This is a genomic window from Saccharothrix variisporea (assembly GCF_003634995.1).
In the GTDB taxonomy this organism is placed as follows: Bacteria; Actinomycetota; Actinomycetes; order Mycobacteriales; family Pseudonocardiaceae; genus Actinosynnema; species Actinosynnema variisporeum.
Map to the genome: position 1 here is coordinate 5,039,855 of NZ_RBXR01000001.1, position 12,301 is coordinate 5,052,155.

The window sequence follows — 12,301 nt, forward strand, 5'->3', positions numbered from 1 at the left end:
CGGCGCATGTTCGCTGACCCAACGTGACGACGACCGATCCTTCAAACGCTCTCCTACGCTGTACAACGGACAACAGAAACCCGTGCGCGGGAGGGGAGGTCGGGACGGGTGGGCCCACAGGTCGAGTTCCGCGTCCTCGGGCCGTTGCAGGTGCTGGTCGACGGCGAGCACGTGGTCGTCCGCGCAGGTCGGCAGCGGGCACTGCTGGTGTCGCTGCTGATGCGCGCCGGCGCCGGCGTGTCGGTGGACGAGCTCGCCGAGCACGTCTGGGGCGCCGAACCGCCCGCCCGCGCCCGCGGCACCCTCCAGACCTACGTCATGCGGCTGCGGCAGGTGCTGGGGCCGGCGGTGCCGATCCGGACCGTCCCGGATGGTTACCTGATCGATGTCGACGAACGCACGATCGACGTGGTCCGGTTCGAACAGCTGGTCGAGGAGGGCGAGCAGGAACGGCTCGCGGGCCGGCTGGAACCGGCGTCGGCGATCTTCACCGCGGCGCTGGGGCTGTGGCGGGGCCCGGCGATGGTGGACGTGCCGTCGGAGGTGCTGCACCGCGACGAGGTGCCCCGGCTGGGCGAGCGGCGGCTGCACGTGGAGGAGCGGCGCGTCGAGGTGGAGCTGGAGCTGGGGCGGCACGCCGAGCTGATCCCCGAGCTGTCCCGGCTGACCAGCGAGCACCCGTTGCGGGAGCGGCTGTGGTCGCAGCTGATGACCGCGCTGTACCGGTCGGGGCGGCAGGCGGACGCGCTGCACGCGTACAAGCGGGTCAGCGACCTGCTGGCCGACCAGCTGGGCATCGACCCCGGTGACGAGCTGCGGCGGGTGCACCAGCAGGTGCTGGGCGGGTCGCTGGAGGCGTCCGGGTCGGCGGCGCCGGCCCGGCGGGACCGGGTGGTGCCCTCGCAGCTGCCCGCCGACATCGGCGACTTCGTGGGCCGTGAGCAGGCAGTTCACCTGATCGAGGCGTTGTTGCGGACGGCGCAGGGCGTGCCGGTGGTGACGCTGGCCGGCCCGCCCGGGGTGGGCAAGACGGCGTTGGCGGTGCACGCGGCGCACAAGATGCGGAAGTACTTCCCGGACGGGCAGCTGTACGTGAACCTGCGCGGGTACGCCCAGGGTCCGCCGTTGAGCGCGGTGGACGTGCTGCCGCGGTTCCTGCGGGCGCAGGGCGTGCCGCCGGAGTCCGTGCCGCTGGACCAGGACGAGCAGGAGGCGATGTTCCGGTCCCGGCTGACCGACCAGCAGGTGCTGCTGGTGCTGGACAACGCGGCCAACGCCGAGCAGATCCGGCCGCTGCTGCCCGGGTCGCCGGGCTGCGCGGTGCTGGTGACCAGCCGCGACACCCTGCGCGGGCTCGCGGTCAGCCACGCGGCGTCCAACGTCCGGCTCGACGTGCTCGACCGCGAGGAGACGCGGGCGCTGCTGGCCGGGATGCTCGGCGAGGACGTGGTGGCCGAGCAGGCGGAGGCCGCCGAGCAGCTGGCCGAGCTGTGCGCGCACCTGCCGCTGGCGCTGCGCATCGCCGCGGCCAACCTGTTGTCCCGGCCGGAGACCACCATCGCCTCCTACGTGGAGGAGCTGCGGGCGGGCAACCGGCTCGCGGCGCTGGCCGTCGAGGGCGACGAGCGGGCCGCCGTGCACGCGGCCTTCGACCTGTCCTACACGGCGTTGAAGCCCGAGCTGGCGTCGCTGTTCCGGCTGCTCAGCCTCGCGCCGGGGGACATCACGCCGGACATCGCCGCCGCCCTGGGCGGCCTGACCACGCAGGACGCGCGCCGCCGCCTGGACCGGCTGGCCACCGCGAACCTCGTGGACAACCACGCGCCGGGCCGCTACCAGTTCCACGACCTGCTGCGCGACTACGCCGCCGAGCGGCTGGCGTTCGAGGACGACCCCGCCGAGCGGGCGCTGGCCCACCGGCGGCTGCTGGACTGGTCGATCCGGTCGGTGGACAACGCGACCGACGCGGCCAAGTCCAGCATGCTGCGGCTGCCGCGCGAGTCGGTGGTGGCCGGCGTGACGCCCCGCGTGTTCGCCGCGGCCGGCGAGGCGCTGGCGTGGCTGGACGCGGAACGGGCGAACCTGGTGGCGCTGGTGCTGCACGCGGCCGACCGGGAACCCGACCGCGACTGCTGGCAGCTCGCGGACGCGTTGCGCCGGTACTTCTACGGCCAGGGGCAGGCGGCGGAGTGGCTCGCGGTGGCCAAGGCGGGGCTGTCGGTGGCGCAGGCGATCGGCGACCCGGCGGGCGAGGTGGCGATGCTGTCGTCGCTGGGCACGCTGTACTGGACGATCGGGCAGCACCGGGTGGCCGTGGACTGCTTCCGCCGGGCGATCCCGATCCAGCGGCGCACCGGGGCGGCTCCGGCGGCCGAGGCGGCCGTGCTGATCAACCTGGGTGGCGTCTACATCGACACCGGCGAGCTGGAGCAGGCCGCGGACTGCCTGGAGCGGGCGCTGGTGATCACCCGCGAGATCGGGGCGCTGCAGCAGGAGGGCGTGGCCCTGATCAACCTCGGCGGGGTGTACCTGCAGCTCGGGCAGCTGGACCGGGCGGTGTCGTCGTTCGAGGGGTCGCTGGACGTGGGCAACCGGCTCGGCGTGTGGATCACGCAGGCCGACAGCCACCGGGCGCTGGCCGAGGTGCACCTGTTCCAGGGGCAGCCCGAGCGGGCGGCGCAGCTGTACCGGCGGGCGGTCGACCTGTACGAGAAGTCCGGCGCGCGGGGGTTCGTGCACATCCCGCACGAGGGCCTGGCGCACACGTTCAACATGCGGGGCCGGTTCGCGGAGGCGATCGTCGAGGCGACCAAGGCGCTGGAGATGGCCGAGCAGCTGGGCAACCTCAAGGGCGTGTGCGACACCAAGAACGTCCTCGGCGAGGCCGTGCACGGCGACGGGCGGCACGCGGACGCGGTGGAGCTGCACACCGAGGCGCTGCGGATCGCCGAGGAGAACGGCTACCCGTGGGGCATCTGCGCGGCCCGGCGCGGCCTGGCGATGGCGCACCGGGCGGCGGGCCGGCTCGACGAGGCCCGCTACTCGGCCCAGCAGGCGCTGGACAGCGCGGTCCGCTACCGGTTGAAGCTGGCCGAGGTGGACGTGCTGGCGCTGCTCGCGCGGGTCCGGCTGGACCTGGGCGACGTGGCCGAGTCCCTGGACCTGGCGCACCGCGCCCTGGAGCGCAGCCGGGCCACCGGGCAGCGGTACGTGGAGGCCCGCGCGGCCCACGTGGCCGGCGACGCGTACGCGGCGGCGGGCTCGCCGGAGGAGGCCCGTGCCCACTGGACCACGGCGCTGGAGTGGTTCACCGCCATCGGCTCCCCCGACGCCGAGGTCGTCCGCGCGGCCCTCAGTCGGTGATGACCACCCGGTCGACGCGCGCCTTGGTCCCGTCGACCGCGAACCAGCCCCGTTCGAACGCCTGCCAGCGCTCCAGGTGCCGCCGGCTCGCCTCGCCGTCCCGCGCGACCGCCCGCTCCAGCCGTTCCCGCTCGTCGGGCAGCTCGACCCACACGGCCTCGTCCAGCCGGGCCGCGATGGACCGCCGAGCCGCCGAGACACCCTCGACGACCAGCAGTTCCGTCGGCTCGACCGTCACCCACTCGCCCAGGCGCGGCCAACCCTGGCTCCAGTCCATGCGCTGGTAGCGGGCCGGACGGCCCGCCCACAGCGGTTCCAGGACGTCGGCGACCAGGCGCGGCCACCACGACACCGGGTCGTCCCAGGTCGCGAAGTGGTCGGTGGGCACCACCACCGCGCCCAGCGCCGCCGCGTAGGTCGACTTGCCCGACCCCGAGGGGCCGTCGACGGCGACCAGCCTCACATGCTGCGCCGGCCGGACAGCGCCCGGCCGAGGGTCAGCTCGTCCGCGAACTCCAGGTCGCCGCCCATCGGCAGGCCGGACGCCAGCCGCGTCACGGTCAGGCCCGGGAAGTCGCGCAGCATCCGCACCAGGTAGGTGGCGGTCGCCTCGCCCTCGGTGTTCGGGTCGGTCGCGATGATGATCTCGTTGACCTCGGTGCCGATCCGGGTCAGCAGCTGCCGGATGCGCAGCTGGTCGGGGCCCACCCCGGACAGCGGGTCCAGCGCGCCGCCCAGCACGTGGTAGCGGCCCTTGAACTCGCGGGTCCGCTCGACGGCCAGCACGTCCTTCGGCTCCTCGACCACGCAGATCAGGCTCAGGTCGCGGCGCGGGTCGCGGCAGATGCGGCACGTGCTCTCGGCGGAGACGTTGCCGCACACCTCGCAGAACACCACGCCGTCCTTGACCTTCTGCAGGGCGTCCTGGAGCCGGGTGATGTCGGCCGGGTCCGCGCCGAGGAGGTGGAAGGCGATGCGCTGCGCGCTCTTGGGACCGACGCCCGGCAGGCGGCCGAGTTCGTCGATCAAGTCCTGGACGGGCCCCTCGTACATCAGCCGAACAGCCCGCCGAGACCACCGAGGTCGTCCAGGCCGCCCATGCCGGAGGCCAGCGGGCCCATCTTCTGCGCGGCCAGCTCCTGCGCGGCGCGGTTGGCGTCGCGGACGGCGGCGACGACCAGGTCGGACAGCGTCTCCACGTCCTCCGGGTCGACCACCTTCGGGTCGATGGCCAGGCTCTTCAGCTCACCGCCACCGGACACGACGGCGGTCACCAGCCCGCCGCCCGCGGTGCCGGTCACCTCGGCCTCGGCCAACTCCTGCTGGGCGGCAGCCAGTTGCTGCTGCATCTTCTGCGCCTGCTGGAGGATCTGCTGCATGTTCGGCCCACCGGGTTGCACCGCGGGTTCCTCTCCGTTGGGGTTTGCCACCAGCGTAGTCGCGCGCTCAGCTCTTCAGCGGACGCGCGCCCAACTCGTCGGCGAGCAGCTTGAGCACGACCTGCTCGGGGTCGAGCTGATCACCGGCGTCACCGGGCCGGGCGGCCTCGGCGAGCATCTCCTCCTCGTCCACCGGCTCCGGCGGGAGGGGCTCATCGGGCTCCGGCGGCTCGGGCGGCGGCGGGATGTCGTCGGCCGGCGCGGGCCTGCTCGGCGGCTGCCGGGGCTCCTGCGTCCGGGCCGCCTGGCTGGGCCGCGTCGGCGCCGGCCGCTGCTCGCGCTGCGGGGTCGGGCGCGGCGCGGCCTGGTTGGGCGCGCCGTGCAGGCAGCGGACCTGCCACGACCCGCCGAACACCTGCCCGAACGCGGTCGCGATGGCGTCCACGGTGCGGGGTTCGGCCAACCGGCGGGCGAGCGGCGCGGACCCGTGCGTGATCGTGACGGAGTTGCCGTCCACCTCGGCCACCGTCGCGCCGCTGGTCAGCAACGCGCTGGCACTGGGCCCGGCCAACCCCTTGACGATGCCGCACAGCTCGGCCCACCGCCTGCGCACCTCGGCCACATCGACCCCGGCCGAACCGGCGGCCACCGGCGCGGCGGCCTCGACGGGTTGAGCGGGTGCGCTCGGCGACTCGACCGCCGCCGGCACGGGTTCCGGCGGCACGGGCCGTGACACCTGCTGAGGCGGTGCCGAGTGCTGGGGTGGTGCCTGAGGCGGCGTCGCCGGGCGCTCCACCTGCCTGGGCGCGGGTTCGGGCTGGGCGGGCCGCTGCGAAGGCCGCTGGAACGTCCGCCCGCCCTCGACCGCCGCACCACCGGCACCGCCCGGCGCACCACCCGCGGCGGCACCGCCCGGCGCACCACCCGCGGCGGCACCGCCCGGCACACCACTGGCCGGCCCGGCACCTCCGGCGGCGGCACCGGCGGGTGGCCCGTACTTCTCCAGCCGCTCGACCCGCTGCAACACCGCCGACTCCGCGTCACTGGCCGACGGCAGCAGCATCCGCGCCGACACCAACTCCAGCAGCAGCCGGGGCGCGGTCGACCCGCGCATGTCCGTCAGACCCTGGTGCAGCACCTCGGCCCACCGGGTCACCGTCGCCGGCCGGGTCGCGTCGCGCTGCGCGACCATCTTCGCCAGCACGTCGTCCGGCACGTTGACCAGCCCGCGCTCCCCGGCGTCGGGCACCGCGTGCAGCAGCACGAGGTCCCGCAGCCGGTCGAGCAGGTCGGAGGCGAACCGGCGCGGGTCGTGGCCGGCGTCGACCAGCCGGTCGATCGTGCCGAACACCTTCGCGCCGTCCTCCGCGGCCAGGCCGTCCACGACGTCGTCGATCAACGCCACGTCGGTCACGCCCAGCAGCGCGATCGCCCGGTCGTACTTCACGCCCTCGGGCCCCGCGCCGGACAGCAGCTGGTCCATGACCGACTGCGTGTCCCGCGCCGACCCGCCGCCGGCCCGGATGACCAGCGGGAACACCGACGGCTCGACCGCCACACCCTCGGCGGCGCAGTTGCGCTCCAGCAGCGCGCGCATCGCCGACGGCGGGATCAGCCGGAACGGGTAGTGGTGCGTCCGCGAGCGGATGGTGGGCAGCACCTTGTCCGGCTCGGTGGTCGCGAAGATGAAGATCAGGTGCTCCGGCGGCTCCTCCACGATCTTCAGCAGGGCGTTGAAGCCCTGCGTGGTGACCATGTGGGCCTCGTCGATGATGAACACCCGGTACCGCGACTCGGCCGGCGCGTAGAACGCCTTGTCGCGCAGCTCGCGGGCGTCGTCCACACCGCCGTGGGACGCCGCGTCCAGCTCCACCACGTCGACGCTGCCCGCGCCGTTGGGCGCGAGGCCGATGCACGAGTTGCACTCGCCGCACGGGTCGGGCGTCGGACCCTTCACGCAGTTCAGCGAGCGCGCGAGGATGCGTGCCGAGGACGTCTTGCCGCAGCCGCGCGGACCGGAGAACAGGTAGGCGTGGTTGACCCGGCCGGCGGCCAGCGCCGTGCGCAGCGGGTCGGTGACGTGCTCCTGCCCGACCACCTCGGCGAAGGTGGCCGGTCGGTACTTGCGGTAGAGGGCGAGCGCCACGGGTCCAGACAGTACCGAAGGGGTCCGACAGACAAAGGGGACCCCGTGCACCCGCCAGAGCCCACTTATCCTTGCTGCCTTCCGGCCCTGGGGAGGTTCATGGGATGTGCGCCGCACGAGGTCCACGGCAAGTGTAGCGGAGGGTCAGCGGAGCACTTCGACCACCACCGGGTGCAGCCGCGGCGCGGCCACCAGGACGCTGTCCGCACCGGAGTGCCACGGCTCGCCCGACGCCGTCGTCACCACCGCGCCCGCCTCCGCCGCGACCAGCGTCGCGCCCAGCAGGTTCTCCGCGTCCCGCCCGAACTGCCAGAACGCGTCCAGCCGCCCGGCCGCCACGTCCGCCACCTGCCACGACGTGGGCCCGAGGTTGCGCACCGCCGCCACCCGGTCCAGCACGGCCGCCAGCCGCCGCCCGGCCTCGGCGTTGGCCGCCGGCTGCCGCTCGTGCGGGTGGCTGGTGGCGACCACGGCCGCCGCCAGGTCGGTCTTGCGCGACGGCGCCACCGGCACACCGTCCCGCCAAGCCCCGACCCCGCGTTCCGCCACGTACGTCTCCCCCAGCAGCGGCGAGTGCAGCACCGTCAGGACCGGCTCGCCGTCCCGCAGCAGCGCCACCGACACGCACCACTGCGGCAGCCCCTGGAGGAACTGCACCGCCCCGTCCAGTGCGTCCACCACCCACTCGCCCCGGGGCAACCGGTCGCGCAACTCCGCTTCCGCCGGCCCCTCAACCTCCCGGAACCGCGCCGCCAACTCGTCCCACGACGCCGCCGGCCCGCTCGGCTGAACCCCGCGCAACCGCCCCGCCACGTCCCGGACCACCTCGACCACCTGATCTCTCATGCGACCAAGGCTGCGCACCGGGTCGGCGTTCCCGTACTTTGCGAGCAGCATGATGAGCGAAAGTGGACACCGATGAGCTTGCAATTGGCGCTTGTGGACCAGCGCGTACTCTCCGCGCTCCAAGTCGACGGCCGCGCCAGCCCCGGCCGCATCGCCGAGGTGCTCGACGTCTCCCCGCGCACGGTCGCCCGCTCCCTCACCCGCCTCGCGCCCCACGCGCGGGTCGTCCGGGTCCCCAACCCCGAGCACGGCCTACGCGGCGCCACCCTGCTGCGCGTCCGCGTCCTGCGCGGCCGGGTCGAGGTGATCGCCGACTCCCTCGCCCGCCGCCCCGAGGTGCTGTTCATCGACGTGCTCAGCGGCGGCGACGAGATCAGCGCCGTGGTCCTCGGCGGCGTGCCGGCGCTCCCCACGAACGCCATCACCTCCGTGCAGGCCCTCTCCGTCCTGCACGTCTTCTCCGACGCCGCCGACTGGCGCAGCGGTCTGCTCACCCCCGAGGAGACGACCGCCCTCACCCCGCCGGCCCCGACCGCGGACCACACGCCCGACGACCTCGACCAGGCGCTGCTCACCCTCCTGACCACCGACGCCCGCACCGGCCCCGGCGCCCTCGCCACCGCCACGGGCACCCCCGAGTCGACGGTCCGGCGGCGCGTCGACCGCCTGGCGGCCTCCGGCCACCTGCGCACCTACGCCATCGCCGACCCCCGCCTGTTCGGCCTCACCGTGGACGCGAACGTGTGGATGACCGTCCCACCCGGCCACCTCGACGCCCTGGGCCGCCGCCTCGCCCGGCACCCGTCCGTCCACGGCACCCTCGCCACCACCGGCCCCACCAACCTGAGCGTCGCCGTCTTCTGCCGCGACCTGCCGGCGCTCTACGACTTCGTGACCAGCCTGAACGACATCCCGGCGGCCGAGGTCACCGTCGTCGGCTCGGCCGTCAAACGCGCCGGCCGCCGCGGCTAGCCCGGCGCAGACGTCCCGCGCCCGACCCCGGCGTGGAGCGCTCCAGCCCGCCCGTCTTCCATGTCCGCTTGCCTGGCTCCCGCCCGCGCGCGGCCTGCGGCCGTCCCGCCCGAGAACCCGGGTGACCACCCGTTTTGGGGACCGGAAGGTGCCTCCGTTAGACTCCTCGGCGGAGGATTCGCATAGCGGCCTAGTGCGCACGATTGGAAATCGTGTTGGGTTAACCCCCTCACGGGTTCAAATCCCGTATCCTCCGCAGAAAGCGGCCCCGCCCGGAGATTTCCGGGCGGGGCCGTTTCGCGTTGCGGGTCTCAGCCGCGCACGCACTCCGCGAGGTCCTCCAGCAGGAACACCATGCGGTCCAGCTGCGCGTTGCCCGTGCTCGGGCGCAGCTTCACGACCTGCGGGTCGTGGTCGCTGGCCTGGTCGGTGAACTCGGCGTTGATGTGCACCACGTCGTACCGGTAGCGGTTGATGTTGGCGCTGATCAGGATGTGGTCCAGCGTCTGCGAGTTGCCGTCGAAGACGTAGCTGTACCGCTCGGGCTCGGGCAGCGTCGAGATCAGGTCGACCACCGTGCCGCCCGCCGTCAGCGTCTGCACCGCCGGCGAGAACTGGTAGTCGTTGATGTCGCCCGCGAGCACCACGTTGGCGCCGCGGTCGACCGCCTTCACCTGGTCCACGAACGCCTTCACGGCCGTCGCCTGCTGCAACCGCTGCACTTCAGAGCTGCGGTTGGGCTCCTGGTAGCGCCCGTGCAGCGCCTGGTCGCCGCCCTTGGAGTTGAAGTGGTTGGCGACCACGAACACCGTGCGACCGCGGAACTTGAACTCGCCCGCGAGCGGCTTGCGGCTGTTCGCCCATGCCGGGTTGGCCGGGTCGATGCGGCCCGGGGACACCGAAAGGGCGGCACGGCCGTGCTGCTCCACCACGGACACCGGGGTCGTCGCGTCGCCGCCGGCGCGGTCCACGAAGGACACCCGCGCCGGGTTGAACAGGAACGCCACCCGGATGTTGCCGCCCGGCTCGCCGCCGTCGGTCTTGTTCTGCGGGTCGATCTGCCGCCACTCGTAGCGCGGGCCGCCCGCCGCGACGATCGCGTCGGTGAACCTGGTGAACGTCTGGTCCGCCGCGACCGTGCCGTCGTCGGTGGCGCCGTTGTTGTCCTGGATCTCCTCCAGCACCACGACGTCCGGCGAGGCGAGGTTGTGCACCACGGCCGCCGCGAGCCGGTCGAACTTGGCCTGCGGGTTGGTCGCGGCCAGGTTCTCCACGTTGTAGGTGGCGACGGACAGCTCGTACTGGCGGGCCGCGTCGGTGGCCTCCGGCTGGATGCCGCCGGACACGTACTCGCCGACCGACTTCGTGGCCAGCGTGTAGCCGCCGAAGTTGGTGTACTCGACGTTGCCCACGGTGGCACCGCGCCACACGTCACCCACGTTGGACGCCTGCGGGGTGGCGCTGCCCGCCTTGACCTTGATCCGGCCGCTGTTGGGCTGGTCGTAGCCGAGGTAGATCGTGCCGCCGCGCGGGGTCGGGTGCTGGTCCGGGCGGGTGGTGATCCAGGTTTCGCCGAAGCCGTTGGTCGGGCCGACCACGCGAGCGTCGTTGGCCTGGACGTACATGCCCTCCAGGGACTCGTAGTAGTCCTGGCCGTACTTGGAAGGTTCCAACGGCAGCGCTTCGATGCTGCCGCCGCCCGCCGTGGGCGTGAAGCCGTCCGGCGGGGACAGCACGACCGGGGCCGGCAGGGCGTTGCCCTTGGACAGCACGGTGACCGTCGCGCCGGTGATCTCGGTGAGCGTCTGGTTGGAGTTGGACGCGGTGTCGCCGCCCGGCCGGTACTCGGCGACGGTGCCGCTGACCAGGACGGAGTCGCCCGGTTCGACGGTCGGCGCGAGGCCCGCGGTGTAGACGAACACGCCCTCGCTGGTGCGCGGGTCGGCGTCCGGCGCGGTGTCCTGGATCCAGAAGCCGCGGTCGCCGGTGGCACGGGTGGCCGTGACGACGCCGGGGACGCCCGCGACCTTCGTGCCCAGCAGCGGCGAGATCCGGGTGGTGCCCTGGACGTCGCGGATGCGCTTGTCACCCGGCTGGGGTTCCGGCTCGGGGTCGCCCGTGCCCTGGCCCTTGGAGTTGACCGGCGTGGGCGCGCCGACGGTGAAGTCGGCGGAGTTGTCGTCGGTGTCGACGAGGGCCGGGCGCGCGGCGGACGTGGTGTTGCTCAGGTTGGCCGTCGGGGTGGTCTCGCGGACCACCGTGGCCGTGCCGTAGCCGACCAGGTCCCGGACGCGGGTGTCGGCGGCGCAGTCGGCGGCGGTCTTGCAGGCCAGCGGCTCGGTGCTGCTGACCAGCGCGATCGTGCCGCCGGTGGCCGACATCGGGATGGTGCCGGTGACGTCGGGGGTGGGCAGCTGCACCGTGCCGCCGGAGCCCTGCGCCTGGGCGACCAGGAAGCGCTTGCCGGGCTCGACCGCGCCGGTGAGCGGCGTGACCTGCCACTGGCTGCTCGCACTGGCGCTCGCGGGCAGGTACTGCACGCTCCACCCGGCGAGGGCGACCGGGCCGGAGCCGCGGTTGGCCAGCTCGACGAAGTCGCGGGTCAGCGCGGCGCCCGAGTTGCCGCCACCGCCGTAGACCTCGGCGATGAGGGCGTCGGGGCTGGGCGCCGCGGTGGCGGGCGCGGCCAGGGCCAGGGACACGGCCGAGGCGGCGGTGACCGCTAACCCGACGCGGAGCGGGGTGGGTCTCAACGGATCCTCCGGAGAAAAGTTGGCGGGTCCGCGCATCCTCCCCGGATCGGATGAACTTCGAAAGAAGCCGTCACTAACTGTTGACCCTGCACGGGCACACGCTGCCCACATGGGTGCCCGTGTGATCACCCACAGGGCGAATCGGCCTACTTCACTCGAACGTGTGTTCGAATGTGGGGTAAGCTCGGTCACGTGCCGAAGCCGGTGGCCCTCCCAGCGCCGGCGGGGCACGACGCACACGACGGGGCGCCGCCCGCCTGACGAGGCGGCGCGGTGCCCCCGAAGGTCGCACCTTGACAAGACCAGAGCGCGAATGACGACGGGCCCGTTCCGCGGCGGTCGGGCCGCGGCTCGTACCGTAGCGCTCCCGGGCGCGGCCGTGCCCCGACGGCCGAGCGCCCCGCGCACCAGGCGCCACCTCGCTGCACCGAGGATCAGTCGACGACCGCACCCGTCACGCCCCGGACCGACCGATCCGCACCGGTCCGACACTGATGTCGAGCCCGAGCAGCCAGATCGCGCTCCCCACCAGGAGGACCCCGACCGCCGCCAAGACGATCAGGCGGATGGTCGAACCCCAGTCCTCGACGGCACGGGCCAATGCGGAACGGGAGTCCCGCCCACCTCCGGTGTCCGCCGGGCATTGCGACTCCTCGCCGCCCGCTTTTTGCGGACCCGACCCTTTCCCACCCATGCGATCATCCTCCTTCCCCCCGGTGTGCTGAATCTCGAACGCGGACACCCGAAGGATTTCGTTCCGACCCGTCGGCAATGAACCCGAGTTCAGTGTGCATATCGGCCGGAACTCCACCAACCGACGATGTGTACACATCCAGTCCGCT

At 73.5% G+C, this 12,301-nt stretch carries 9 protein-coding genes, 1 tRNA gene and 1 other RNA gene; 3 read left to right on the top strand and 8 right to left on the bottom strand.

The features are described 5' to 3' along the window. Nucleotides 1-108: 108 nt before the first annotated feature. The gene (locus DFJ66_RS22630; RefSeq protein ID WP_121223652.1) at nt 109-3,363 is read left to right on the top strand and encodes an AfsR/SARP family transcriptional regulator; all 3,255 of its coding nucleotides are present in this window, start codon (nt 109-111) and stop codon (nt 3,361-3,363) included. On the opposite strand, the gene DFJ66_RS22635 is transcribed toward DFJ66_RS22630, so the two are convergent. From DFJ66_RS22635 to DFJ66_RS22660, 6 genes are all read right to left on the bottom strand, one after another. Further along, on the bottom strand, nt 3,353-3,826 hold the full coding sequence (locus tag DFJ66_RS22635) for a uridine kinase family protein (RefSeq protein ID WP_121223653.1): 474 nt from the start codon (nt 3,824-3,826) through the stop codon (nt 3,353-3,355). The genes DFJ66_RS22630 and DFJ66_RS22635 overlap by 11 nt on opposite strands. After that, nucleotides 3,823-4,416, bottom strand: a complete 594-nt coding sequence (gene recR / locus DFJ66_RS22640; RefSeq protein WP_121223654.1) for a recombination mediator RecR — start codon at nt 4,414-4,416, stop codon at nt 3,823-3,825. The genes DFJ66_RS22635 and recR overlap by 4 nt, the downstream gene beginning before the upstream one ends. Continuing rightward, nucleotides 4,416-4,763, bottom strand: a complete 348-nt coding sequence (locus DFJ66_RS22645) for a YbaB/EbfC family nucleoid-associated protein (RefSeq protein WP_121223655.1) — start codon at nt 4,761-4,763, stop codon at nt 4,416-4,418. Before DFJ66_RS22645 ends, recR begins: the two co-directional genes overlap by 1 nt. Before the next feature lie 46 nt (nt 4,764-4,809). After that, nucleotides 4,810-6,888 (bottom strand): DNA polymerase III subunit gamma and tau, encoded by a 2,079-nt coding sequence (locus DFJ66_RS22650; RefSeq protein WP_121223656.1) that lies wholly within the window; start codon nt 6,886-6,888, stop codon nt 4,810-4,812. 32 nt (nt 6,889-6,920) lie between these two features. Continuing rightward, nucleotides 6,921-7,015: signal recognition particle sRNA small type (ffs, locus tag DFJ66_RS22655), an RNA gene on the bottom strand. Nucleotides 7,016-7,032: 17 nt separating this feature from the next. Next, entirely contained in the window at nt 7,033-7,734 is a 702-nt protein-coding gene (locus DFJ66_RS22660; protein ID WP_121223657.1) for an inositol monophosphatase family protein, read from the bottom strand. Nucleotides 7,735-7,806: 72 nt separating this feature from the next. On the opposite strand from DFJ66_RS22660, the gene DFJ66_RS45090 reads away from it, so the two are divergent. Together DFJ66_RS45090 and DFJ66_RS22670 are read left to right on the top strand one after the other, a co-directional pair. Beyond that, nucleotides 7,807-8,706 (top strand): Lrp/AsnC family transcriptional regulator, encoded by a 900-nt coding sequence (locus DFJ66_RS45090; RefSeq protein WP_121223658.1) that lies wholly within the window; start codon nt 7,807-7,809, stop codon nt 8,704-8,706. Nucleotides 8,707-8,877: 171 nt separating this feature from the next. Continuing rightward, nucleotides 8,878-8,962: transfer RNA gene (locus DFJ66_RS22670), tRNA-Ser, on the top strand. Nucleotides 8,963-9,017: 55 nt separating this feature from the next. Here the strand turns inward: DFJ66_RS22670 and DFJ66_RS22675 are convergent. Together DFJ66_RS22675 and DFJ66_RS42215 are read right to left on the bottom strand one after the other, a co-directional pair. After that, a complete protein-coding gene (locus tag DFJ66_RS22675; protein WP_342776970.1) occupies nt 9,018-11,459 on the bottom strand; it encodes an endonuclease/exonuclease/phosphatase family protein in 2,442 nt (813 codons plus the stop codon). A gap of 454 nt (nt 11,460-11,913) precedes the next feature. Beyond that, nucleotides 11,914-12,153, bottom strand: coding sequence for a hypothetical protein (locus DFJ66_RS42215; RefSeq protein WP_147459335.1), 240 nt, complete (start codon nt 12,151-12,153; stop codon nt 11,914-11,916). Nucleotides 12,154-12,301: the final 148 nt, after the last annotated feature.